Below are 26,345 nucleotides of genomic sequence, written 5' to 3'. Positions count from 1 at the left end.
TGAGACGCGCTTTTTTATGACCAACGCGCGGATTAGGCGTGCAGCGCTTGGTCGAGATCGGCAATGATGTCGTCAATATGCTCGATACCGATGGAGAGGCGGATCATTTCCGGTTTCACCCCGGCTTGCGCTTGTTCGTGTGGCTCCATCTGTCTATGGGTAGTAGACGCTGGGTGACACGCGAGCGACTTAGCGTCGCCTATATTCACCAAGCGTTTAATCATCTGCAGCGCATCGTAAAAACGTACACCAGCCTCATAGCCCTCTTTTAAGCCAAATGACAAAATGGCCGATGGTTTGCCCGCCATATATTGTTGCGCGAGGGCGTAATACGGCGAATCAGGTAAACCGGCATAACTCACCCAACTGACCTTGTCGTGATTTTGTAAAAACTCCGCGACTTTCATAGCGTTTTCGACATGGCGCTCCATTCGCAGCGGCAGAGTTTCGATGCCTTGCAGCAGCATAAAGGCCGCCATTGGCGATAATGCAGAACCTGTATTGCGTAGTGGAACCGTACGGGCGCGGGCGATGAAGGCGGCGGGGCCAAAGGTATCGTTGTAGACCACGCCATGATAAGACGGCTCAGGTTGGCTAAATTGTGGGAAGCGGTCGGCATGCTGCGCCCACGGAAATTTACCACTATCCACTATTACGCCGCCCAGCGTAGTGCCGTGACCGCCAACATATTTGGTGATGGAGTGCACCACAATATCGGCACCGAATTGAATCGGTTTACATAGCACCGGACTGGCGACTGTATTATCGACCACTACCGGTACACCTTTGGCATGCGCTAACTCAGCAATTTTGCCTAAGTCCACAATGTTGCCAGCAGGGTTACCGATAGATTCGCAGTACACCGCCTTCGTGTTGTCATCGATTAAGGCGGCGAGGCTCTCAGGCTTATCATCTTTGGCAAACTTCACCTCAATGCCTTGGCTTGGCAACATATGGGCGAACAGGGTGTACGTACCGCCGTAAAGCTGCGGCGTCGACACAATATTGTCACCAGCTTTGGCTAAGGTCAGTATGGCGTAGTTAATCGCTGCGCTACCGGCACTGACGACCAGTGCACCAATGCCGCCTTCCAGTGCGGCCAAGCGTTTTTCCAACACATCGTTGGTGGGATTCATAATGCGGGTGTAGATATTGCCGGGCACATCAAGGTTAAACAGATCTGCACCGTGCTGCGCGCTATCAAATTCATAGGCTACCGTTTGAAAAATCGGTACAGCGACCGATTTTGTGGTGGGATCTGTTTCGTAACCGTAGTGAATCGCGAGGGTTTCATCTTTCATGTGCTGGCTCCGTTTTCAATTGATGGCTTATAGAAGCACATCGATTGAAAACGCAAAAGAGAGCCAGATCAAAGGCATCACATTTTCATAGGCTTAACCCACGAATGACACCTTAAAATTGGTAAACCACACTTAAAAAGGTGGAGTAAATGCCATCGCGACCTGCCATCGGACTATCTGATATTTCACTGGATAGCCAGGTATAACGTACCGCTGCCGTGGTCATCAGTGACTTGTTAACGCGGTAGCGCAGACCCAAATTGAGGTAGGGCGAGACACTGGCGTCGGCATTATACGCTGACAGGTTTGCCGCAAGAGCCTCGCGATTATTGACGCCATAGTAGTATTGATTGAATTTACCGTTGTGCCAGTCGGCACCAATACTTGGGGTTAGGGTTAATTGCTGCGAGACGGGCAGGGGATAGCCGTAACTGACATTCGCCAGCAGACCGCCATCAGTTTCATCAGCGGCATCGAAGTGGAACGAAGCATTAATCTGGCCGACATCAGTGCGCCATTGGTAGCGCGCACCTAACAGCACTGTGCTATGACGTTTGTCCAGTTGTTTTAGTTGCTGATCACTGGTGTCGTCAGGATCAAAATTGCGTGGTGAGTAGGTGACATCCAATGCCAATTGTTGCTGTGGTTGCTTCCACAAATAATATCCGGCAGACAAACCGCGGAAATAGAAAGTGTCGCTTTCGTAACTGATCATCGGGATTGGCAACACCAGATGGTCATAGTCTTTATAGACGTATTGCGAATAACCAATGGCACCGCCAACACCGACTTGGCCTTGCGCCATTGCCGGAAGTCCAATGCCGCTTACTGCAAACAAAAGCGCCCATTTTTTCCATTGTTTCATCATGCTGTCCTTATGTTTTAAGAATTTTTAGCCGCACCAGTATAACGTGCCAATACTGAATTTTACCTTGCGGCTGTGGGCAACGATTAGTTAAGCAGATGCTATTGTTAATTCGATACTTACCTCTAGGTAAGTACTTCCTTTAGCTGAGCAGTTGCATAGACTGACTTTTCTTATAATCGAAGAAGTGTGCTAGATGAAACTTTACTATACTCCGGGTGCCTGTTCACTGGCGCCGCATATTGTGCTCGAAGAGCTGGGCTTGCCTCACAGCTTGGAACAAGTTGATTTAAAAACCCGCAAAACGGCTAGCGGTGAAGATTATCTGCAAATTAACTCCAAAGGTTATATTCCCGCCTTACGTACCCAAGACGGTACTGTACTAACCGAAGGTATTGTCATTTCCCAGTTTCTGGCGGATTTAAAACCTGAAGCGCGGCTTATGCCTACAGCGGGCATGGGACGTTATCAGTTGCAAAGCCTGCTGGTGTACATTTCAACCGAAATTCACAAGCCAATGGGGTCCATGTTCAACCCCAACATGGCTGATGTGACCCGCGAATCTACACAAGCATTGCTGAGCAAGCGCTTGGATTGGATTGTGGCAGAATTGGGTGACAACACTTATCTGCAAGGTGACGACTTTACCGTCGCTGATGCCTATCTGTTTACAGTGCTTGGTTGGGCAAGTCTGGTGAAATTCGATTTGGCGCCATGGCCTGCGTTGCAAGCGTATTGTGGTCGTGTAGCCTCACGTCCTGCCGTGCAAGCGGCAATGAAAGCGGAAGGGCTGATTTAATCTATCTCTGTCCAGACGACGAAAATGCCCTTCATCATGAAGGGCTTTTTTATGCCGCAACGTACAGCAACATCGTGAATTTGGCCATCTGAAAAGCGGTGCCGATTCAGGAAAAATAGAATTCCACCTACCTCAACGTTGGGTTGAACTGCTAATTCCCCTCGAAGCGTTTCAGGCCAAAATGGGACGGCGACAAAATGCGTAAATTTTGACCAACGTCTTGTAATACAACAGAGCGTCTACTCTAACACTGGTGATTCAGAGAAAATCCTAGGAACTTGTATTTTCCCTAACGCCGTTAAGGTGGGCTAGACGGCCTACGTTAATTGAAGAACAGTATGGTGTACTTGCCAAAAGTCTATTGAGCAAGACATACTCAAAAAATAACTCACCATTGGAAATCATTATGAGTGGCTCAGTAATAGGCGGTGTTCTAGTCGTCTTTATCGTTGTAATTGTTGCATATACGGTTTCAATGCGTAAAAAGTGACTTTTAAATTTTTTAACCTTAGACGGACAGAAATGCCCCAAAACGACTTAACTCGTTGTCTGTGGTGCAGTCAAATCCTGACTTTCTCGCCTACAAATTTTAATCCATTTCACTCAAATGTTGTCCTTCTTTGAAATGTCTAAAAGCTGGACAGGCATTTTGAAATTATAACTGTTTTTATTCCAACTTCTTGCGCGTTTTTACATTCCAATATGAATAAATATAATTAAAATCATAAGATTATAAAACCTATGGGGTAGATAATAGGTTTGGGGAACGCGCATGCGCGTTTTTCCGGATGGTGAATTTAGCAAAATGCTGATAAGTTCATTACATACAAATAGTTAACTGTGCGCGTTTTCACTGGTCCAACGAGGTAAATGCGCATGCGCACTAATAAAATGTTATATGCTCGTATGGGAGTAGATATTGAGCTCAAATTTCAACTACCGAATTGATGCTCCATTTAGCGAAAAGAAACGTTTTTTTAGGGTATGCGTTTATCTTGTCTTATTGCCATTGTTTACCGGATTAAGCGCAGGAATGATCTATGTATTAGTTGACTTGATGAATTTTGATATCAATGAACCTATTCGCAGCAGTGAGTTATCAGGTATAGAAATAACACTGTTTTTTGGTAGCTTTGGCCTTGTCATGTTAGCGCTTTTTGGCTTGATGCTATTCATCGCCAAAAAAACGTTTCAGAGGTTCAAAATTTAATGCAATCGCATATAACAAGCAAAGGCAAGGCGACGCGTACCGCGCGCTTGCTTTGAGCGTTAGGAGTACCAATGAGACCGTGCATATTTCTAGCTTTGTGCATCGCATCGTTGAATGTATTTGCAATAGATAAGAGTCAATACACACCTGAACAATTGTTTGTGATTGGCACTGAATTATTCAAAGCAGAAAGAAAAGAGTTTAATCCTAAATTGGGACTAGAGTTCATGCTTGAATCGGCAAGATTCAAATATGAGCATGCCCCTTTCGGGTTGTGTATTTCCTTATCAACTACAAAAGAAATTTTAGATTTAAAAGAAGCTTATTCTTGGTGTTATGTTGCTGAAAAAATTGGCAACAAATTTTCAAAAATGGCGGCGGAAAGAAGTGAGGAAATATTAGGTAAAATACTTTTGGATGATGGCGTTGAAGCGGTTACTGAAGCAAAAGAACTAGGAAAATTAAAGTACGGTCAATAAGGTACTCCTAACAAGTTACTCAAAAGGACGCAAAACGCTTGGCTTGTGCTCCGTCGTCGTAAATTTTAGCAAAGCATTTATGCGCCCATTAGTAAGACGTTATATGCCCTTGAGGACAGCGAATGAATCAGAATCTTTATTTCAAGACAAATGAATTTGGTTCGGCTAAAGAACTCGCATCATATGTTCACTCAGAACTTCAAAAACTAAATTATGCCGCGAAAAATCCAATAGATTCCGATTATATGTTTTCAATTGAAATCGAGATTGACGGGGTAAAACTTGATATTTATTTGGGTAAGAACGATGAAGAAACAGACATACCACTTTGGCAAATCTGGCCTGAACAACGTATCTCATTGTTCAAGAGAATATTTGGTAATGCCGATAAGTCTGCTGAAACACGTGTGAAAAGTGAGCTTGAAACCATTATTAGCAAAATCAAGAGCGTTAGCGATGTTGAATGGGGCATATAACAATCGCCAGCACACCGCGCCTACGGCGCTGGACTCGCAACAAGTTGCTCGCCTGTGTGGCAGGCGTCAAGCCATAGAAATTTTCATCAGAAACTGACAAGTTGAAGTTAAGGCTTTAGCTCGGAATCGTCCATAACTGAGTTATGGACGATTGCTTCGTAATATCTTTTGAGCATAAATTGGGTAAGGCTTATCACTCAGTGATATATGAACATACTTTTTACTCTAACCTCATTGCCACACTGGATATTATGACTGTTGCGTGCTTTCTGACAGCTCTACTTGAGTGGCTGGTTGTGCTGGTATTTCATCGACAACTGGAAAGTAGCGGTCGATGAAATTGAAACGGATGACAAACTGTTTCACCAGATAGCCGACCAACAGGGCCGCGATAATTGTGCCTTCGCGAATACCCATCAATTCGCCGAAAATCAGCAGTGAGGCGGCAACACCACAAATCACCATCGAACTATCAATACTGACTTTAATTTTGCCAAATTCGGTTTGCAGTAAATCGGTGATCGTCACCGCTAAGCCTTCACCTGGCAGATAGGTGAGGTTAGCCTTCACAATCAAGAACACGCCAAAGGCAATCACTACGCAGCTCGCGAGACATGTCAGGAATTGGCTTATATACAGGCTAGGTGTAAATGCCTGCATGAAACCTAACGAAAAGTCGATGAAGTAGCCGAAAAATGATGCCGCCACCAGTTGTAGTAATTGCAAAAGGCGGTAACGGCGTCTGAGTAAAATAATCTGCAGCAACACGATAAACGCATTAAAAATAATCGTCAGCTCACCGACTGTTAGTGAAAAATGCAAACTTAAGACATAGGGCACACAGGAGATCGGGGAAACGCCTAAATCGGCTTTAATCGACAACGCTACACCCAGCGCCATGATAAATAAGCCGATAATAAACAGGGTAATTTTGTTAGCCAAATGGTGGCGTGAAATACTTTTCATGATCCTCCCTTTTCTACATCTGTGTGTTCGACAACCGCAATCCATGTTCACGTTTGTGTGAATGAATTGACTGAACAGCAATAACGTCCCGACGCTCATAGCGCGATGAGTGTTATTGGGGTAACAACCTAAGTCGTGTTATTTCAGCGCAGTATGCGCAGCAAACGAGAGGCGTTTGTCTGTGGTATGCAGCGACAACTAAACGTGCGTAATCGAAGAGTGTTGCGTAATTGCTGTGTGCTAAGTGGTTAGCAAGGCGAATAACGGCAGAAGACTACAGCCGCGCTGAAAGAGACGTCATTATCGGCTGAACGACAAAGTAAAACTTTGATCTTGGTGGGTAAACCGAAGGAATTTTATCGAGTAGTTGCTGCTTTAGGTTGGCGGCACGACGCGCATGTAAAGCTCGTCGTGCTGCCATCGCTATATTATGGTTGCTGGTAGAACTGATGAATATCTTGTGCCAGCTGTTCAAAATCTGGTTGATGCAGATACATCATATGGCCCGCCTGATAGTAGGTGCGGGTCACGCGTGACAGATCGATTCCGTAACGACCAAAGGTATACTCGCCGTCAAAAAACGGGGTCGAGTAATCAAAGTAGCCACTGGCGAGCAGAATTTTCATGCTGGGATTCTTGCGCATTTCCTCTGACAACGCATGAGCGCTGTTGACATACATAGGCTCTTTACCAAGGCGGCGGTCGTAAACCCAGTTTTTAGTCACTTCGCGCGAACTTACCACGTATTGGCGGGACCATTTAACCGCTAGGTCGCTGGCAAAATAGTGGTTCAGCGCTGCGTTATAGGCTGCCGAAATTGCCACGCTGGCCGCATCATAACGGGGTTTAACCTCTAAATCGTCCAACTCATCGTTTTGATAGCGTGAATCGAGACGCCCAACAGTTAAACCTTCATCGGCGAGCAACAATTTTACGTGGCGATTGGCTGGTACACGTAAGTTGGCTTTCTTGATGAGTGGCAGCGGCAGACCGGTGAAATACGCCAGCTTTTCGGCAACAGCGTCAAACTCAGCTTTAGGCAATGCGCTGCCTTTAAATAGTGCCGGCAGATAGGTATCGACCGCAAAGCTTTTGGCTTGCGCTATCAGTGTTGGCAGGCTGATTGTGCTTTGGTCAATTTTGTGGTGATACCAAGCCGTCGCGGCCTCGGTTGGCAAATAGGTGACAAAGGAAATCAAATTGTCATTGGTAGGCGTGCTGCCTTGGTAATCCAATGCCTGGCTAATGAGGATAAGCCCATTCATTCGGATTGGATTGCTGCTGTCGTCCAAGTAAGGTTGCATTGCCGCTGCACGGGTGGTGCCATAGCTTTCACCGGCAATATATTTTGCCGAGTTCCAACGATTGTTTTGCGCTACCCAGTTTTTCACTATTTGACTGACGGATTTCGCATCCTCAGCCATGCCCCAAACATCTTCCGCTTTGCCTTTGCCTGCCAACTGACTGAAGCCAGTGCCGATAGGATCGATAAATACCAAGTCGGTTTTATCGAGCGGACTTAGTGGATTATCAATTAACTTAAAAGGCGCATTCCCGGCATCTTTGGCATCACTAGGTACTTGGACGATTTTCGGGCCAAATAACCCCATATGCAGCCAAATTGACGCCGAACCCGGCCCACCATTAAACACAAACGTCACCGGACGATTTTTGCTGCTGTCAGCAACATAGGCAGTCGTGACGGCATCGCCAATCACTTCACCTTTGTCGTTAGTCAGATGCATATTACTCACGGTTGCCGTGTAGTTGATGGTTTCGCCATGAAATTTGCCCTTGTGCTGAGTGGCAAAGGATTGCAGCTGCGGAATGTCGAGTGATGGTGTTGCATCCGGGCTTTTCGGCGTGTCAGCCAACAATGGAAAATTGCTTAGTAAGCAGCCAATGAGTAAGAGTTTTTTCATGATGAGTTCCTGAGCTAGGCTGAGCTTATCGCGTGCCTTAGCCGCATATTGTTATTATGTATACGATTTTAATGAGGTTCATGATACGTGGTAACAATTGGCTTTTTAAGCTGTGTGTCACCGGAATTTTGCATCGAAATATGTCATAAGCTGCCGTTAAAAAATAAGGCAAACTCGTTTGAGTTTGCCTTATTGGAGAGGGACGTGGTGTTGAGCGCTTAGTAATTGAAGATCACACTCAGTCGGGCACTGCTGCCGCTATATAGGTTATTCACCACGCGGCTCTTTTCGCCTTGATAAGATCTGTCTGGTGTATTGAGCACATTATTCAGGCTAAGTTTGGTGCTCCATTGCTTATCAAATCGCCAGGTAAAGGCTTGATTCCAGACCAGTACTGCTTCGCGAATCGTATCCTGCGCCGCCGTCTGACCCACATCATCTAAGGCTTTGCTCTGCCAGCTGAACTGTGAGGCATACTGCCAATACTCATCGGCTAATGTCAGGCTTAACGCCAATCGATGCTCGGCACGTTCAGGCATGGTAATCTTACGATCTTGCAGGTTGGCTTCCGAGTCTGAGTAGATATATGCCAGTTGCAGTTTGGCACTATCAACGGCAGGGAAGGCCACTTCCTGAGACCAATAAGCTTGCAGCCCCTGAATATACCCATCCTTACCATTTTCGACACGGCTAACATCATAAATAATGCCGTCTAATGGCTCAGTGGTAACGGAGTCATAAAAGAAATTGGCAACCTTGTTGTAGTAGAGACCCGCCGACAAGCGACCATCATCGCTGTACTGATAGTCAAAGCCAGCGTAAAGGTTATGAATCGAGGTAGCTTCCAGATCTGGAGAACCCTCAGAAATCGTGCGCATCGGTGGGTTAATACGACGATAACGCACAGTATCAAAGTATTGTGGCCGCATTAACTGCTCAAAGTAGGCCACTTTTAGTTTGAAATCCGGCGTGAGTTTGTAGCGCAGTTCCATCGACGGTAGCAGATGCTGATAGCTGTTGTGGCCTTCCACAAACGCGGCATCAAAACTGTCAAAGGTCTCAGCAATCTGTTCGCCATCAATCTCAAATTGGGTGATCGGCTCACCTTGTGACCAGATATCAGCCTCTGATGGACCACTTACGGCACCATGGGTTTTGGTTTTGGTTTTCTCCAACCTAAGGCCTGCACGCCAGAACCAGCTGTCTAACTGCTGATAGGCATTAATGTATGCAGAGCTGACGGTTTCTTCACTAGTGTAGAGGTTTTGAATCGACTCTAAAAATGACTGCGCCAGATTGATCGCAAACTGCTCATTGCGATGTGCGGCGAAATAGTCTTCACCCAAAGATGTATCCATCCCCACAGGCAGCTGATATTGGCCATCAATCACCGAGTTGCTGGTGTTATTGCCAGTGAGCTGTTGCAGCGTAAAGCTGTCTGAGGTGGCGTTATAGACTTGCGTCTCGTTGGTGTTATCGCGAGTTTTGTTGCGCCAGGCAACACCCGCACCCAGCCAAAGATCGTTCCCCGCGAGCGTGAGTTTACGATCCCAGTCGAGCAATACGGCGTAGTCAGTGTCGGTGGTCGTGGTGTAAGACGGGCGATAGTTTGCAAATGTTGCGTTACTGACATCGTATAAATCGATGCTGGTTTGCTCGTCTGGCAGATAAGGATCATCGATGTTGTATTGCGATGATACCCCTCTGTCAAAGAAGTTCCATGGCAGCCATGCGGAACTGTTTTGCCAACGACTGTAATAGAACCCCACTTCAGTAGAGCCTGTGTCTTGCTCTAACGTAAAGCCGAGTCGGTGACGATTAATATCACGCGCGGTTTTGGTTTGATGATAGTAGCGCCGGATCTGGCTGTTATCGATGGTGGCGGCGGTAATCGTGGAGCCATCGCTGCCAAGTTGCAGATCGGACAAGGTTCCGACGCCGTTTTGAAACTCTAAACGATTGCGGGTGGCCAAGTCGTCATAGTTCACTGACAAACCTTCGTAGGTCAGCAGCATATCGTCCGACAGGCGGTAGTCGGCACGCCAGCGCATGTTGATGCTGGTGGTATCAAAGGTATCTTGGCTGTAACGCGGAAAGCCCATCAACAGCACATCGTTATCGGCAAGCTGTGGTTGAGAAATCGATAACCAGCGTGCCTGATAGAGTTCGACGATGCGTTCAGAGGCATTGCGCTGCGCACTAAATTGCAGACTCAGCGGGCCAAAGCTCTTGGCGAGATTTAGGCTACCACCCGGTACCACTTCTTCGGCATATTCCTGATAGTTGAGATTACCTTCAAGGCGCATGCTCGCCGCATCAGCTTTCCCCGTCGGCAAACTAAATTGAGAGCGAAAATCGACACCTTCAGCATCAAACGTAGCGCCGTAAACGCCGCCTGGGGCTTCCAGCAATTGATACTCTGAGGCGATGGGATTACGTTTTAGCAGGATGCGATCACGTTCACGTGAACTTTGGTTGGTGGCGTCTTCGGTAGACTTAGATTTCGCGGCTTCCTGAGCGTGTAGACTTGGGAGGGTAAGTACACACAGCGCTGCCGCGACAGCTTGACATATTAATCGGGGTGTAAAGCAGGATGGGGGCTTATGACCTTGGTGGCCTTTTCTAATTGTCATTGTCATCAGAAACCTTAAAAAGTATCAAACAGCCAACTTCTTAAGATAACGGTGCTCGTCGCGGGGATGGCGCAATCAAGCGCTTACACGTGAGTTACGCCAAGTAGGGGACCCTTTGCCATCGCATTTCGTTATCAATGTTGTTGTTATCTATGGCTAAAAAATTTTTATATTTATATGTCACGCTTATTGTTATCGAGAAACTGAACGCTGAACTCACTACAAATGACCAAGGTGACTGTTGGCGCGAAATGAGAAAATCAGCGCCCTTACTCTACTTTGATTTACATTTGATTGAAAATAGCTAACGTCTCATTAACATCATTACAGTGGATTGTTGTGAGATATCCGCAATAAAAAGCAAGTATAACTGTGTAATATTTATAAAATGTAAGGTTTAAAAACAGAAGTGTTAAATTTGAGGCGGGTAATGCGTGTTAAACCTTAGTTGTCGGCACTCGCTACGTCAGTCAATGGTGGGGCTCGTCGGAAGCGCGATAATCGGCACACGCTTGCCGCCAAAAATGAAATCTTGCGCTTGGAACGCGATGGTCAATATGTAAGATATCTTGTGCCTAAGGTTCACTGACATCCTCAAGGCTACGGATATAAATCACCGCTAGCATGGCCAACAAGCTCAGCAGTAACACAATAGTGGCAGCGCCGAGCCAATCACCTAGCACGCCAATCAGACCGCCGAATAGCATCAATATCCCTATGCTGGTGTTGGACACTGCCACATAAGCGGCTCGTGTTTCGCTGGTCGCCATGTCCACTAAATAGACTTTGCGCCCGAGCCGTACGCCGCTATGCATGATATTAAGCAACATAAACAACAGCGCAAAACCGTATTCATTGAGTAACCAGGACCATTCGGCGCGAATGCCGATAAAGGTAAAAATTCCGAGCAGCGCTGCACCACTGGCGCCGAGCATCATTACCTGTTTGCTTGAGCGATCACCAAGATAGCCCCAAAAAGGCGATGAAATGCTGGTGCCCAATCCGTTGGCAACAATCAGAGCTCCCAATCCTGCGAACTCGCTGCTGACATGTTGCTGCGCTAACAGCACATAGAAGGGAATAACCAGCGCGACCGATAACAGCAGTGAGCGGGCAATAATAAAGTGGCGCAACATGACGTCTGATTTCAGCAGTGACATCTGGTTAAGCGCCACACTGAGTGCGTTTCCCCCGCCTTGGGTGGCCCCCGGTTGTTCAACAATCTGATAAAACAGCAAACAGGCGACTAACCACAATATTCCTCCCGTGGCTAACAGCCAGGCAAATACGGTTACATCGGTGTCAGCAAGACTGAACGTGCCAAGCGCTAAACCAATAATCAAAACCACAATGCCCGAGATTGCGCTGCTCCAGCCCATCAAGCGACCACGCCGGCTTTTGGATACAGTTTTGCCCAGCACATCTTTTGCTGACACCGAGCAAAAACCACGGGCAACACTAAAAATAACCAGCATGATCAGCATGGCGCTGCCAGCGGCTGCGCCTTCAAAAGAGAGTGCTGCCCACGCCATGCCGAACAGGCTCAATGCCGATAAGATCGCGCCCATTAACCAAACATATTTTCGTATGGGCATTCGGCGCACCAAGGCGGCCACCATTAATTGCGGCACTAATACACCAGCTTCGCGGATTGGGACTAAAAAACCAGTAAACAGCGCCGGAACGCCAAGGGCACCAAACATCCACGGTAGCAGGAGTTTTGCTGAGCCGATTTCATCTGCGATTTTGCCAAGACTGTTAGCGCCCAGATAAGCGAAGAAATTACGCGGTTGGTCATCACAGGCTGCGGCGGGAATATCTTTACAAACGCGGGCATCCTCTTCACCCGTGACGCGGTTGTAGAGTTGGTTAAGAAAATCGTTTTGTCGATTGCGGGACATGCTGACACTCATCATGAAACATTTTCTTATGGATGAGTAGCTTATCAGCTTAGCGGGGGACTGTTAACTCGTGGACGGCGGAGAGATAAACGGTGCTGGCGTCATAAGGGGCGTTGCCAGCACCGTTTTAAGCAGGGGTGTTAGTGCTTAGGCTTGTAGCCTTGTAGACCATACCAAGCAATATACACGTAGCAGATAATTGGCAGCGCCAGCGCGGCGTGCAGACCAAATGCGTCGGCCAATTTACCGGTAATGACCGGCACAATGGCGCCACCTACAATTGCCTGACAAAGAATGCCAGAACCTTGCGATGTGTGATGTCCTAACCCTGTCAGCGCTAAGCTGAAAATGGTGGGGAACATGATGGAGTTGAACAACCCAATCGCAATGATAGACCACATGGCGGTTGAACCGCTGGTCGACACTGCGATGGCGAGCAATGCTACGTTGACCACAGCGTTGAAGGCGAGAACTTTTGATGCACTGATATAGTACATGACGGCAGAACCGATAAATCGTCCGATCAGTGCACCACCCCAGTAGTAACTGACATATTTGGCCGCGTCAGTTGCTGTAAAACCACCAATATTTGGCAGTTCGAGGAAGTTGATCATGGTCGAACCAATGGTCACTTCGGCGCCAACATAGGCGAATAAGCCTACTGCGCCCAGTACCAGATGGCGGTATTTCCATGCCGAGCCACCTTGCTCATGGTCGAGGGCTTGTTGTTCCTCTTCTTCGCGCATATCAGGCAATTTCAATGCGGCGAAAATTGCCGCCAACAACCCAAGGGCGATAGCGAGCAACAGATAAGGGAACTTAACCGCATCTGCTTCTTGCAGACGCATAGCAGCTTGCTCAGCGGCAGACAAATCAGTCACAGAATAAGCTGCAGTACTCAGGATTAATAAACTACCAGCCCAAGGCGCTAACGTTCCCCCCAAGGAATTTAACGCTTGAGTCAGTGTTAATCTGAATGATGCAGTTTCAGGTTTACCGAGAATCGTCACATAGGGATTCGCGGCGACCTGCAAGACGGTGATACCCGACGCCAAAATAAATAACGCACCTAAGAACAGTGGATATAATTTTGACATTGCCGCAGGGATGAATAACAAACATCCTACAGCTGCCACGATTAATCCAACCACCAAGCCCCACTTATAGCCGATGCGTTTTACCAGAGCCCCAGCTGGTAAAGACATGACAAAGTAGGCGCCAAAGAAACAGAATTGAATTAACAGTGCTTCGAAATAGTTAAGTGAAAAGGCGTTTTTCAGATGAGGGATCAACGTATCGTTGAGATTCGTAATAAATCCCCAGACAAAAAACAGCGAAGATAATATAACCAAAGCGAAAAAGTAGCTTGATTGATGATTATTCTTGCTGGTTTTTTGTGGTGTGCCCATTAGCGGTGCAGCTGCCATGGCGTCATACCTCATTTTAAGAATAATTTTTGATATTGCGCGGCTGTTAAAGCCGCCCCGCACTATGCCCGTAAAGCGTTAGCTTGGCAAGCAAGATTATTAGTTACTAAAGTTATCGCTAACCCTTGTCGCAGCGCTATTTCATACTGATTTTTAACCAAAGAGATACAGAGTGTTTAACAAATGTCGTCAATAAATTCTGTGAATGAGTACGATGTTTCTTGCTTCGTTGGTGGCTGCGACAATTTGCCGCAGTTATTGCGGGCTCAAGTCTCTCTATAATTAGCGCCAAATTTCACAGAGTTAGCCCGAGTTACGTTTGAATTACTCACGACTTTCAGCAATACACCCACATAGCCCTCTCTATCTAGCCCTGAGTGTCACACTAAGCTTTCCGATACTAGCCGATGACAGCATTGAACGGTTTGAAGTGGTCGGTGAGCAACACTCTCATCACAATACAGCCCAATCCATGAATCAACTATTGCAGCAGATGGGCGTCGATTTTTCTGCGGCGGGAGGTGTGTCGGCGCTGCCGGTGATGAACGGCATGATGGGAGATCGCATCAAAGTGCTGATTGATGGCATGGATATTACCGCCGCCTGTGCTAATCAGATGAATCCGCCTTTGTCTTATATCTCAGCAAGTCAGCTGAGCGCGGCGCAAGTGGTGGCGGGCGTTTCTCCCGTGAGTGCTGGGGGAGACAACATTGCCGGCGTTATCAGCGTAGCGGCTTCCGCCCCCATGTTCAGTGATGATACCAGCCTCCGTTGGCAGGGCGGCTATCTGTCGAGCCAATATCGCAGTGGCAGTGATGCTGTGGTTGTCGGTGCAGGTGCAACGGTGGCGAGTAAATCGTGGGCATTTGATTATCGAGGCAGCTATGAGGATGCCAACAGCTATCAAGACGGTCATGGCGACAAGGTGTTAGACACGCTTTATCGCAGTCAAAACCATGTGCTCAGCACAGCGTGGCGCGATCAAGTACAAACGGTGACGCTGAAGCTGAGTCATCAATATATTCCGTTTCAGGGTTTTGCGAATCAATACATGGATATGACGAATAATCGCAGCTCTGGCGTGAATCTGAATTATCAGCGCCAGTTTGACACTGGTGAATTGCAAGCACGCGTTAACTGGCATGGCGTTAGCCATGAGATGGGCTTTTTCACTGAAGAAAAGCTTGGCGTCATGCCCATGAACACAGATGCCGATGACTACAGTTATGATCTGCGCTGGACGCAAACGGTGTGGGAAAATGCTGAACTGCGGCTTGGGCAGGAGTATCACGAGTTTCGTATTGACGACAGTTGGCCCGCAGTGGCGGGTTCCGCCATGATGGGACCCAATGATTACATCAACATCAACAATGGTAAGCGTCAACGGATAGCGGCTTTTGCTGAACTGGCAAAACCTTTGACGCCAACGTGGTGGATGTCACTTGGGGCTCGTTTTGAACATGTGGTGACCAATGCCGATCCGGTACAGTCTTATAACAGTATGACGATGATGGGCATGCCCAATGTGGATTATCAGGCCGCGCTGGCATTTAACGCGGCAGAGCGAAAGGCCAGTGATAATTTATGGGATGCAGTACTGCAGTTACGTTATCAAATCAATGAGATGCAGCAAATCGAGTTCGGCTTTGCGGTAAAAAATCGCGCGCCTAATCTCTATGAACGCTACAGTTGGGGCCGCGGTGTTATGGCCAGCACTATGATTGGTTGGTTTGGTGATGGCAATGGTTACGTTGGTGATATTCAACTGAAACCGGAAACCGCCTATACCAGCAGCTTAGAGTACAGCGCTAATTTCAGCCGTTGGCAGTTCAGCAGCTCGTTGTGGTATAGCAAAGTCGACGACTATATAGATACTAAGGTCATCGGCAGCTTTAACCGCAGTGGTTTAGATAATGGCGTGCGTAATTTGCTGCAATTTACCAATGTCGATGCGACGCTTTATGGCGCTAATCTTAGTGCGGCGGCGTTGTTGTCTGACGGTAACGCGGGCGAGTGGTCATTACGCGGCAAGCTGAGCAGCAGCCACGGGGAACGCGATACTGATAATCAGCCGCTCTATCAGATAAGTCCGTTAAAAACGGAATTGGCACTGGAACATCAACTTGGTCGTTGGCAAAGCCAACTGAATTGGCAGTTTGTCGGCAGCAAGTCGCGAGTGGATGGCAATCGTCTCGAAAACCCGACGCATAGCTACCATCTGGTCAATGTCAGCACCCAATTCAATGTCGCTGATTTTACGATTAGTCTGGCCGTCGAAAACTTGCTTGATCGCTATTACCAACAACCGCTTGGCGGCGTTAGTTTGGCCGAGTATCGTGCCGATGCCAGCCAAGGTTTCCAGCAGCTTGCAGGACCGGGACGTTCGTTTAATGTGGGACTCAGTTATCAGTTTTGACCGAGAAAGCGACCGTTTACAGCGGCAATATGCGGTAAGCTAACCGCATTGATGTTGGGGAATCTGACTTATGTTGCTGCTGTTATTGCTGGCGTTGCGTAGAGGACGTCGCTGCGCCATCGGCGTGATGCTAACTTTGTTACTGCTAGAGGTCGTGCTGCTCAATGGCATCATTGCACTCAATGGTGCAGCGAGTAATCCGTTCAGCGCGGTATTGCTGGTGCCTGTGGTGATGGCCTTTATGGTCTTACCTTGGTGGCCTGCCGCGTCCATTTTAGCCACCAGTATTAGTGCGCAGCTGATTCAACTGCTGATTTTGCAACTTAGCGAACATGGGCAAATGTTGCACCATTATTATGGAATGGTGTTTGGCTTCGTGCTGACCAGTTTGATTGTGGCCGCCGTTGTGACCTATTTTCGCCAGCAGCTTCAACAGCGAGAGGATGCTATCCGCAGTTTGCGCGAGCGCCAGTTGCGCAACGAGCAGTTATTGGCGATTGGTACAGCTGCCGCGCAATTGACGCACGATGTGGCAACCCCGGTGCAGTCGATTCATCTGCTATTGGAAGAAGCGTTGGAGTCGCCTACAACCACGCCGTTGATAAAAGAGATCGCCACACAATTTCACCGCATAGAGCAGCAGTTGGCACAATGGCGTAGTGTGGCCGACGATGTGCGCGAGCAACGGAATGTGGTGATGGATGTGCGTAAAATATGGCGTTCTTTACAACATTTGTTGTTAGTAGCGCGCCCAGAAGCGTTATTGCAATGGCAATGGTTAGCAACTGATGATACGGCACTGATTAAGGCGGACGGCACCTTGCTGCCCGCGTTGACCAATATCGTTATCAATGCCAGTGAGGCCGCTGAACAAACCGGACAACCGCAAGTGACCGTTCGCAGTCAATTGCATCAAGGGGAATGGTTACTAGAAGTGATCAATTTGGCAGAGCCGCTGTCACCACTGGCGATACAGAAGCTGGGACTCGCTTTTGTCGAGAGTAAAGCTGGCCATGGGATTGGCGCGGTACTGAGCAATGCGACTATCGAAAAATTTGGCGGCAGCGTGCATTGGCAACAGCAAAATTCCGAAGTATTAACCGTGATTTCATTGCCGGTGGTCGCCAATGTCTGAGCAACCGAACAGCGTCATATTATTGATCGACGATGATGAGACGTACTTAGCGGTGTTACAGCGTCGCTTGCAGCAAGCAACCCATTTTGACGTGATTAGCTGTACTTCCGTGCAGCAAGCACTCAGCTTAGATTTGCAGCATGTACACGGCATTTTGTTGGACATGATGCTGGAACACGAGTCAGGGCTCGAAGGCATAGGTTCGCTGAAGCAAAAGTTTCATCCCCAACATCTCATTATGCTGACGGGCTATGCCAGTATTGCGACGACGGTAGAAGCCATGAAGCGCGGTGCAACAGATTATCTGGCCAAGCCTGTTGGCCTCGCTGAATTAGTGCAACGTCTGCAAAACACAGCCGATGTCACCACAATAACACCGTCACCGATGACGCCAGCACAAGTGGAGTGGGAGCATATTCAACGGGTGTTGCTTGCTCATAACGGAAATGTGTCCGCCACGGCCAAAGCCTTAGGACTTCACCGTCGTACTCTGCAGCGCAAATTGCAAAAATACACGCCTACGCGGCACTAGTATTTTATCGCTAAGCTGCAGGTCAGCGATTTTCGCTTGCCAACCACCTATTAGCGCTCTGCAAATCACCTGATTTGGCTACACGCATCTTACCTTTTTGCCGCAACAGTCTTAACACATCAATCGCCCTGTTTATTGAAAAATAATACTAAATATAAATTTAGTATGATGATAAAGGTGTTAATATTTTTTAAAATATTGATTTTAATGTCTTTATTGTATTTTGTAATTATGCATTTCTTATGCAAGTAATACTAAAATAAAATTCGTAATACCGATTTTGACCAGAATCAATTTTCTTGGTGTACCGATCCGTATACTGCAGCGCACAGTAATAAAAATGGAAGATTAGTATGAAGTTGATGCAGTTGTCGCTGTTAGTCTGTGCAGCGTCAGGTGTTATTCCTACGGTGATGGCGGATGAGACGCCGCAAAGCAGTGACCTAGAGCGATTGGTGATTTATGGTCGTCAGCAGAATCTACTTGGGCAAACCAGCTCAGCGTCAGAGGGTGTGATTGGTGCTGGAGAGATTGAAACGCGACCGCTGCTGCGAACCGGTGAAGTGTTAGAGTTTGTGCCCGGCATGATGGTGACCCAGCACAGTGGTTCTGGTAAGGCAAATCAGTATTTTCTGCGTGGCTTTAATTTAGATCACGGCACTGATTTTGCGACGACGGTCGATGGCATGCCAATCAATATGCGTAGTCATGGTCATGGGCAAGGCTATACCGATCTTAATTTTTTACTGCCAGAGCTGATTGGCTCAATCCATTACCGCAAAGGCGCCTACTACCCTGAAGTGGGAGACTTTTCCGGCGCAGGCGCAGCAGAGATTGGATTGCTCGATCAATTACCTTATCGCCAAGCCAGCGTCACTTTCGGCGAATATGGCTATCAACGCTATTTAGTCACTGGCGAACAACAGTGGCATAACAATAAACTCATCTTCGGCGGTGAAGTGCAGCGTTATGCTGGCCCGTGGCGTGATCTCGATGAAGATATAAAAAAGTTAAATGGCATGGCGCGCTATCTCACCGATATTGGTAGCGGACAACTCTCCGTCAGCTTGATGGCCTATGACAATCAATGGAACTCTGCCGATCAAATCCCTCAGCGAGCCGTAACTAGCGGCTTGATCGGCGAATACGGTTCACTCGATACGACATTAGGCGGTAAGTCATCGCGCTATAGCTTATCTGCTAACTACACTGATGCGGACTGGCGTGCTAGCGCTTACGTTATTCGCTCGCGCCTGAATCTTTACTCCAATTTTACCTATTTGCTCGATCATCCTGTTGCTGGTGACCAGTTTGAGCAGCTCGATAATCGCGTTATCTGGGGCGGTAAATTGGCTCGTGATTGGAACATCACCTGGGCGGGATTGCTAACCGATATCAGCGTCGGTGCGGATATTCGTTATGACGATATCGGCAATGTTGGTTTGTACCATACCCGCGCGCGTCAGCGGTTGGCAACGGTACGAGACGATGCAATTGACGAGCTCTCGACCGGTCTCTTTACCAAAATCGAAACGCATCTTAGTGACGACCTTACGTTGCGTTTAGGCGGTCGATACGACTACTACGATGCGGATGTAGCAAGTGATAATGTGCGCAATAGTGGCAGCGCCAATGATGATATCTGGAGTCTCAAGGCGGGGTTGGCTTATCGCTTAACTGCAAATAGTGAACTTTATGCCAGTGCTGGCCAAGGTTTTCACTCCAACGATGCTCGTGGCGCAACCATCAAGGTGGATCCGCTATCTGGCGAAGCATTGGACAAGGTAAACCTGCTGGTGCGCTCGGAAGGTGCTGAAGTTGGGATTCGTTACTACGATGCCGAACGGGTTAACTTCTCGGCCGCAGTTTGGTATCTCGGTCTTGATTCTGAACTGCTATACGTCGGCGACGCCGGCACCACTGAACCCAGCCGTGCCTCTGAACGCTATGGTACAGAATTAACGGCTTATTACTGGCTCAATGAGGTATTAAGTCTGGATGCGGAACTCGCCTACACCCGTGCTCGCTTTACCGAGCAGCAAACGGCAGAAGGAAAGTATGTGGATGGCACAGTGCCTTGGGTCGGCAGCGCCGGTATCACCTATCAACCCGCGGAGCAGGGCATTTATGCCGCATTGCGGTTACGCTATCTCGGCAAGCGAGTGTTAGACAGTTTTAAAGCAGATGAGGCTGATGCATCCACCTTGGTTAATCTGTCAATGGGATATCGTTGGCATGAATGGGATCTAAGAGCGGAAGTGTTGAATCTGTTTGATCGCCATGATCATGATATCGATTATTGGTACGAATCACGTTTAAGCGGCGAATCTGCCAACGGCATTGAAGATCTGCACTTCCATCCGGTTGAGCCGAGGATGCTACGGGTGAGCCTGAGTTATCACTATTAACCTTATTAAAAATAGGTATTAATCCTAGCACAATGCGGCATACCAAAGATTAATGGCGAGTTGTAGGGGACTTGACTAGAGTGAACTCAGGTTCCCTTAGTGATTTGCCTGATGATGCGCTGTGTGTTGCGATGGTTATATTGCGGATGTTTTGTGGCCATGCCTTTGCTGGCCGCAGAGCCCGTAGTGCTGCACGCCGATTTTCGTCCACGACCGCCCGAAATGCGTTACGGTGACACTCCGGGCACTTTTGCTGGTTCTTTAATCGATGTGCTTGAACTGGCCTGTGAGCGCGCTGGTTGTCGCATTGAATGGCAGGATAAGCCTTTTCCGCGCAGTATGCGTGACCTTCGCCTTGGACGAGTAGATATAGTGCCGCGGCTGATATTTAACGATACGCGCACCCAAATCGCGACCTTTCTTGGCCCGATAGCGGTTGAGTCCAAACCCATAGTGTTTGTGTGTCACAAAGGCACGGATTTGCTCGAAGAACAGGTGCTGTTTCACTCGCAAATCGGCGTGAAACTCGGCACCTATTATTCTGAATTTATCAATCACGATAACAGGTTGTCACGAACAACGGCCGCCGATGATGAGAACTTGGTGAAAATGTTTGCGGCCCGCAGATTTGATTACATTGCGGTCATCGATAAACGCAGCATTGAGAAGGCTTTTCGTGATATTGGCTATACAGAATATCAATACGCAACCTTCAGTTATCCCAATCGAATGCCGATCTACTATGGCTTTTCTCGGGCTTCAACAGCATCAGAGTTTGCCGCCAAACTTCAATACCAGTTTGAAATGATGATCATGCGTGGAGAAATTGATGAGATTTTTAAAAAGCATCGCATGAAGCAATAGCACGTGCTTGTTGTCAGCAGCGTTTTGCCTGTCATGCAATGTGAGTGATTGTTAATGTTCATAATTGTGATTAATCACAGGTTAAGCGTCACTCCGCTAAACTGTAACAAGGTTATGATGTTAATAAGCAGGAGTTGGCGGAGAGGATAGATGCGGCAATGGATTCTAGTCAGTCTGGCATTGATGTCTGTGAGCAGCTCCAGCGTGGCCGTTACAGCCGATGATGTCATTCTCTATTTTACCGGACGTCCTCCGTTCATTTGGAAAGACGAACAAGGCCAAATGCATGGCATTAGCTATGAAATTGGCGAACGCGTGTTTCGTTTAGCTCATATTCCTTATCATTGGCAGCAAGCGCCGTCGGCGAGGGTGCAGCATTATTTCAGTACGGATAAACACCCACTCTGTTTAGTGAATTGGATTTACACCGACGAACGGCAACAGTTAGGACGTATTTCGTTGCCTACCTACGTGGAGCAGGACTATCTTGCCGTAATGCCAAATGACAGTGCGGAACGTTTTTATCACCGAGATGTAGACCAAATTCTGCAAGATAAGACAGTGGCGGTATTGATTAAAGCGGGGTATGCCTATAGTACGGTGTTGGAACATAAATTTGCGCAAATGCAGGCGCAGAAGATAGATTTACGCGCCGATCAGCAGCGTAACTTTCAGTTGTTAGCGGAGAATCGGGCTGATATTGGCTTTTTTGAACAGCAGGAGTTGGAAGGTTTTGTACAACGTTTTCCTGAGTTGGCTGATAAAGTGACCATCATTCGCTACCCCTCAATTAACGCCAAGCCGACTACGCGCCACGTGATCTGTTCCAAGTCGGTATCTGAGCAGCGTATGCAACGTATCAATGACGCGATAAAGCAGCTTAACCTATTGTAATAGAAATTATTTTATTAAAAAGGCAGCTGAATTGGCTGCCTTTTTCGGTTTTATGTCGGTGTAATGTTAGAAGCGATAGCCAAAACCCAGCATTACAGCACTGACATCATATTGATCGTCAACAAAGTATTTATTGAGCGTCAGTGTACTGAAGTAACGGCCGTAATCTGCTTGTAAACCAACCGCGATCATGGGGCGAAACGTATTATCTGAAAGTGACCCAGTAGCAGAAAATGAGCCATCGGAATATTGATAGTCGTATTTTACTTTGCTACTCACAAAGCTATAGCCCAGTTTCATAAACGCTTGCATCGTTGGGGTAAATATGTAGCGAGCTTTCGCTGCCACATCAATGGCATAGGTATCTCTTTTCAATGAGATATCGTTGGAAATATCGCCGGATTCTGTCGCGTAGACTTCTTCACCGTCAAAGCTGCCGTGCCAATAATTGATATCGGTCTCAATCGACCAAACATCTGACATTTGCCAACCAGCGGTGATGCCGTAGATCCCTTTGCTGTCATAGACATCATTTATATTGATGCCATAACCAAGATTTGCGGCGAGATAAAAATCACTCGAAGGTTTATCTGATTGCTCAGCGGCAACTAGGGGCAGCGATGAAAAAAGAGAGGCGGCGGCAACGAGCAACAATGTGCAGCTATGTTTCATATCAATATCCTTATCTTATTAACTACGATTCCGTAATGGCTTATCTTTGTTGCGGTGCAACGTTTACACTTTCGCCGAGTTCAAGCGGATGAATGGCGCAGTTTGTTATATCAGATTTTTTAACTGCTTGAAACTATTTGATAAAATAAGTTTTAATAGCATGGCATGTTTGTGAGCACGGCGGATATATCACGCATTGCGCAACCTCATCAGCAGATTGAACTGTGCATAAGCGTAATCGTCGGTGGCCTACATGCTCTGACACTGAGCGACACAATAGAAGGAGTTAGCGTGCAAGGACCAGACCCGAAAAATAAGCACCCAATGGCCGGATTCCCGCAGATTTGTTTCATCAAAAATACGGTGAACAACCCAAATATTGAAATCGGCGACTACACCTATTACGACGACCCAGAAGACTCGGAAAACTTCGAGCGTAATGTGTTGTATCACTTTCCTTTTATCGGCGACAAGTTAGTGATCGGTAAGTTTTGTGCGCTGGCAAGAGGCGTGAAATTTATCATGAACGGCGCTAACCATAAGCTGTCGGGGATCTCGACCTATCCGTTCCAGATTTTTGCCAATGGTTGGGAGCAGGTGATGCCGCAGATGTCTGATTTACCCTATAAAGGCGATACTGTTATCGGCAATGACGTATGGATTGGTTACGACGCATTAATTATGCCCGGCGTTAGGATTGGCAACGGTGCCATTATCTCTTCACGTTCGGTAGTGGTGAATGATGTCCCTGCATACACGGTTGTGGGAGGAAATCCGGCTAAGCCGATAAAGCAACGTTTTAACGAACAACAGATTGCTCAGCTGGAACAAATCGCTTGGTGGAATTGGCCGATTGCTAAGATTAGTCAGCATTTGCCGTTGATCGTAGCGGCTGACATCGACGCCTTACAACAGGCTGCGCTGTTGCAATAGTCCTATGAGTATTGGGCACTCACATAGCGAGTTGAGTGAGCAACATGTGGGCCGCTATGTCAGTGCTAAAGCCGCTAATTAATCTTGTCGGTAAACGGGGAAGCCGCTGGCATCGCCGTAATCTTTGATACGTTCCATGTTGTTGAGTGTCGTCATATCGGCGTCAGAGATGGTGAAGTCGACATCAGCATTGTTTTGCATATGGGCTGGGTTTGCCGTTTTAGGCAGTGGCAACAGACCTAATTGCAGTACATAACGAATACACAGCTGCGGAATAGACACCTGATACTTATCTGCCATCGCTTTAATTGCATCGTTTTTAAATAACTCGCCGTGGCCAACTGGCGAGTAGGCTTCCACCAGCATGCCTTTGGCTTGTGAGTATGTAATCAGCTCGCTAGGCACGTTGGTCACATGCGCGAGGATCTGATTTACAACAGGTTTTACGCTGCAAGCGTCAACTATGTTATCGATATCCTGCTGTTGGAAGTTGGATAGACCAATCGCACGAATTTTACCTGCTTTATGGGCGTCTTCTAGCGCCCGCCAAGCTTCTCGATTGCCCTCAAAATAACGATCTTCTGCGCCAAACTTTGCCCATGGTTGTGGACTGTGGATAATCATCAAGTCGATGTAATCCAAGTTTAAACGCGCCAGTGATTCTTCAATCGAGACGACGGCTTCATCATAGCTTTTCACTTCAGCGGCTAATTTGGTGGTAAGAAAAATATCTTCGCGTTTGACATCTGCTGCGTTAATGGCGGCACCGACTCCGGCTTCGTTGCCATAGGCTTGCGCGGTATCAATATGGCGGTAGCCCATATTGAGAGCGGCAGTAACGGCGGCGCCAACGTCTTTATCGCTGATCATCCATGTACCGAGTGCGAGCTTAGGAATTTGTACGCCGTTTGCTAGCGTATAGTGTTGTTCCAAAATCATACGTTTCTCCTCGTTCCTTTATTAGCTAACGTCGCTAATTGTATGAGTAAGTGGCCCTTGGCATATATCATGGCTTTGCCACCCTAGTAATTGGTATGTGGGCGCAATCTCTTAGTTCAAGCATAGCGCGAAAAATTGTGGCTGTTTTGCGGGTGATTTAGCGTTGTGCTTGATAATTGTATTAGGTGGTAAATACATATAATCAATGGGTTACTATGTATTTTGTGGTCGAGTGAGGCTGCCGGTGAATTATTGTTAATCGCCGTCAGCTAGTACTTTCTAATGGTTATCAGAAAGCAAAATTTAACCCATTAGTTGCATTGTGTTCGTGCTCCCATCCCTTTAGTCTGGCACCAAGGCAAGATAAAAAGGGCGCGATATGACGAGATTACTGACAGGAAGTTGTTGCTGCGGCAGTGTGAGTTTTAGTGTTCAAGATGATTTTCGGCGCTTTTATTTTTGTTACTGCGAGCAGTGCCGCAAGCTTACTGGCTCAGCACATGCCGCTAATCTGTTCACCGCCCCAGACAATATCACTTGGCTTAGCGGCGAGGAAAAGCTCAAACGCTATGACCATCCGACACGCGCGTTTACTAAAGTATTTTGTAGTGAATGTGGCTCTGGAATGCCCTTTGTGATTAAGAATGGCCAGTATCTGATAGTACCTGCTGGCAGCTTACATGATGAACCATCAAAGACGGTGGATGCGCAGATCTTCTGCGAAGAACAGACTTCATGGCATAAAACGGGGATCGCAGCGCCAAAACGTAATGGTTTTGGCAAGTAATCAGTGTGATTGGTGTCCTGCAAATTCCAAATGATGACGTCTGGTGCTAACCGCGATTTACATGTGCTAAAGCTCAATTCGCCAGTCGGAAAACTGGCGGCTAGGGCTCATTGCACTCGGGCGAACAACGCAACCGCAAACAGCAGCAGGATGACGCCGGCGCCATGTTCAATACGATGCACATAGTGCTGAAGATAGCCTTGTATCTTTTGCTGCCCAATAATCGCCGCAATCAGCAGATCCCAGAGCAATACCGCGAAGAACATCCACACACCGCAGCTAATTTGCTGCAGTGTTGTTACGTCTCTCCCCAAGATAACTGTCATCAAGCTCATGTAAAATAGTGCATTCTTTGGGTTCAGTAGTGCCGAATTGAATCCCAGCAGCAATTGCTGATAGGTCGCCGGAGCATTTCCCATCGCTGCGGCTAATGCTTGGTTGTTCGGCTTGCTTTGTAACAGCTTGAATCCAACCCACATCAGATACAGGGCGCCTAAGATCTCCACCAACGAAAACAACTGCGGATTATCGCGAATGCCACTCCAACCTATAATGGCAATTGCAATGTAGATGCCGTTCCCCAGCGCAATACCAAGGCAGATAAAGCGAGCACCAGGCAAACGGTGGCGAATGGCGTGCGCGACGATCAGAAAAAAGTCCTGACCAGGGCTGAGTAATGCAACAAAATGGGCTAACGCGAGTGCAGGAAAAGCGGCAGGAAATAATTGACTATCGAACATAAACAATACCTATAGTGAATGATGCTGGCACTATAGGTAGCGAGCA

At 47.5% G+C, this 26,345-nt stretch carries 22 protein-coding genes; 12 read left to right on the top strand and 10 right to left on the bottom strand.

What is annotated here, in order from left to right; translation table 11 throughout:
• Nucleotides 1-32: 32 nt before the first annotated feature.
• Entirely contained in the window at nt 33-1,301 is a 1,269-nt protein-coding gene (locus HR45_RS04890) for an O-acetylhomoserine aminocarboxypropyltransferase/cysteine synthase family protein (RefSeq protein ID WP_037440180.1), read from the bottom strand.
• Nucleotides 1,302-1,413: 112 nt separating this feature from the next.
• A complete protein-coding gene (locus tag HR45_RS04885) occupies nt 1,414-2,166 on the bottom strand; it encodes a MipA/OmpV family protein (RefSeq protein ID WP_052074507.1) in 753 nt (250 codons plus the stop codon).
• A 196-nt stretch (nt 2,167-2,362) separates the two neighbouring features.
• On the opposite strand from HR45_RS04885, the gene gstA reads away from it, so the two are divergent.
• The 4 genes from gstA to HR45_RS04865 all read left to right on the top strand — a co-directional run bounded on the left by gstA (nt 2,363) and on the right by HR45_RS04865 (nt 5,130).
• The gene (gene gstA / locus HR45_RS04880) at nt 2,363-2,965 is read left to right on the top strand and encodes a glutathione transferase GstA (protein WP_037440178.1); all 603 of its coding nucleotides are present in this window, start codon (nt 2,363-2,365) and stop codon (nt 2,963-2,965) included.
• A gap of 919 nt (nt 2,966-3,884) precedes the next feature.
• On the top strand, nt 3,885-4,175 hold the full coding sequence (locus HR45_RS19375) for a hypothetical protein (protein ID WP_037440176.1): 291 nt from the start codon (nt 3,885-3,887) through the stop codon (nt 4,173-4,175).
• Nucleotides 4,176-4,246: 71 nt separating this feature from the next.
• Nucleotides 4,247-4,654: a hypothetical protein gene (locus HR45_RS04870; RefSeq protein ID WP_037440174.1), complete on the top strand. Its 408-nt coding sequence runs from the start codon at nt 4,247-4,249 to the stop codon at nt 4,652-4,654.
• 122 nt (nt 4,655-4,776) lie between these two features.
• Nucleotides 4,777-5,130: a hypothetical protein gene (locus HR45_RS04865; protein WP_037440172.1), complete on the top strand. Its 354-nt coding sequence runs from the start codon at nt 4,777-4,779 to the stop codon at nt 5,128-5,130.
• A 249-nt stretch (nt 5,131-5,379) separates the two neighbouring features.
• Here the strand turns inward: HR45_RS04865 and HR45_RS04860 are convergent, their stop codons facing one another.
• The 5 genes from HR45_RS04860 to HR45_RS04840 form a co-directional block, all read right to left on the bottom strand.
• Nucleotides 5,380-6,096, bottom strand: coding sequence for a YczE/YyaS/YitT family protein (locus tag HR45_RS04860; protein ID WP_063355089.1), 717 nt, complete (start codon nt 6,094-6,096; stop codon nt 5,380-5,382).
• A gap of 428 nt (nt 6,097-6,524) precedes the next feature.
• A complete protein-coding gene (locus HR45_RS04855) occupies nt 6,525-8,018 on the bottom strand; it encodes a S10 family peptidase (protein WP_037440170.1) in 1,494 nt (497 codons plus the stop codon).
• 218 nt (nt 8,019-8,236) lie between these two features.
• Nucleotides 8,237-10,651 carry a TonB-dependent receptor domain-containing protein gene (locus HR45_RS04850; RefSeq protein ID WP_037440169.1) on the bottom strand — a complete coding sequence of 805 codons (2,415 nt, stop codon included), beginning with the start codon at nt 10,649-10,651 and terminating at the stop codon, nt 8,237-8,239.
• A gap of 575 nt (nt 10,652-11,226) precedes the next feature.
• Nucleotides 11,227-12,552 carry an MFS transporter gene (locus HR45_RS04845; RefSeq protein ID WP_052074528.1) on the bottom strand — a complete coding sequence of 442 codons (1,326 nt, stop codon included), beginning with the start codon at nt 12,550-12,552 and terminating at the stop codon, nt 11,227-11,229.
• A gap of 140 nt (nt 12,553-12,692) precedes the next feature.
• On the bottom strand, nt 12,693-13,979 hold the full coding sequence (locus HR45_RS04840) for a sugar MFS transporter (protein WP_081933383.1): 1,287 nt from the start codon (nt 13,977-13,979) through the stop codon (nt 12,693-12,695).
• Between the two features lie 319 nt (nt 13,980-14,298).
• Here HR45_RS04840 and HR45_RS04835 point away from each other — a divergent pair, with 319 nt between their 5' ends.
• From HR45_RS04835 to HR45_RS04810, 6 genes are all read left to right on the top strand, one after another.
• Nucleotides 14,299-16,395, top strand: coding sequence for a TonB-dependent receptor (locus HR45_RS04835; protein WP_037440167.1), 2,097 nt, complete (start codon nt 14,299-14,301; stop codon nt 16,393-16,395).
• Between the two features lie 70 nt (nt 16,396-16,465).
• Nucleotides 16,466-17,530 carry an ATP-binding protein gene (locus HR45_RS04830; RefSeq protein WP_052074506.1) on the top strand — a complete coding sequence of 355 codons (1,065 nt, stop codon included), beginning with the start codon at nt 16,466-16,468 and terminating at the stop codon, nt 17,528-17,530.
• Nucleotides 17,523-18,062, top strand: a complete 540-nt coding sequence (locus tag HR45_RS04825) for a response regulator transcription factor (RefSeq protein WP_037440166.1) — start codon at nt 17,523-17,525, stop codon at nt 18,060-18,062. The genes HR45_RS04830 and HR45_RS04825 overlap by 8 nt, the downstream gene beginning before the upstream one ends.
• A gap of 362 nt (nt 18,063-18,424) precedes the next feature.
• Complete coding sequence (locus HR45_RS04820) at nt 18,425-20,470, top strand: TonB-dependent receptor (protein WP_037440420.1); 2,046 nt, start codon at nt 18,425-18,427, stop codon at nt 20,468-20,470.
• 159 nt (nt 20,471-20,629) lie between these two features.
• Nucleotides 20,630-21,334 carry a substrate-binding periplasmic protein gene (locus HR45_RS04815; protein WP_241461063.1) on the top strand — a complete coding sequence of 235 codons (705 nt, stop codon included), beginning with the start codon at nt 20,630-20,632 and terminating at the stop codon, nt 21,332-21,334.
• 150 nt (nt 21,335-21,484) lie between these two features.
• Nucleotides 21,485-22,228, top strand: a complete 744-nt coding sequence (locus tag HR45_RS04810) for a substrate-binding periplasmic protein (protein WP_037440164.1) — start codon at nt 21,485-21,487, stop codon at nt 22,226-22,228.
• A gap of 66 nt (nt 22,229-22,294) precedes the next feature.
• Here the strand turns inward: HR45_RS04810 and HR45_RS04805 are convergent, their stop codons facing one another.
• Entirely contained in the window at nt 22,295-22,900 is a 606-nt protein-coding gene (locus tag HR45_RS04805) for an outer membrane beta-barrel protein (RefSeq protein WP_037440163.1), read from the bottom strand.
• A 276-nt stretch (nt 22,901-23,176) separates the two neighbouring features.
• On the opposite strand from HR45_RS04805, the gene HR45_RS04800 reads away from it, so the two are divergent.
• The gene (locus HR45_RS04800; RefSeq protein ID WP_430742018.1) at nt 23,177-23,833 is read left to right on the top strand and encodes a Vat family streptogramin A O-acetyltransferase; all 657 of its coding nucleotides are present in this window, start codon (nt 23,177-23,179) and stop codon (nt 23,831-23,833) included.
• 78 nt (nt 23,834-23,911) lie between these two features.
• Here the strand turns inward: HR45_RS04800 and HR45_RS04795 are convergent, their stop codons facing one another.
• Entirely contained in the window at nt 23,912-24,772 is an 861-nt protein-coding gene (locus HR45_RS04795) for an aldo/keto reductase (RefSeq protein WP_081933380.1), read from the bottom strand.
• Nucleotides 24,773-25,151: 379 nt separating this feature from the next.
• Here HR45_RS04795 and HR45_RS04790 point away from each other — a divergent pair, with 379 nt between their 5' ends.
• Complete coding sequence (locus tag HR45_RS04790; RefSeq protein ID WP_037440159.1) at nt 25,152-25,559, top strand: GFA family protein; 408 nt, start codon at nt 25,152-25,154, stop codon at nt 25,557-25,559.
• A gap of 107 nt (nt 25,560-25,666) precedes the next feature.
• On the opposite strand, the gene HR45_RS04785 is transcribed toward HR45_RS04790, so the two are convergent.
• Nucleotides 25,667-26,299 carry a LysE family translocator gene (locus tag HR45_RS04785; RefSeq protein ID WP_037440156.1) on the bottom strand — a complete coding sequence of 211 codons (633 nt, stop codon included), beginning with the start codon at nt 26,297-26,299 and terminating at the stop codon, nt 25,667-25,669.
• Nucleotides 26,300-26,345 lie beyond the last annotated feature (46 nt).

The organism is Shewanella mangrovi (assembly GCF_000753795.1).
Lineage (GTDB): Bacteria > Pseudomonadota > Gammaproteobacteria > Enterobacterales > Shewanellaceae > Shewanella > Shewanella mangrovi.
This window is presented reverse-complemented; position numbering and strand designations above follow the sequence as displayed.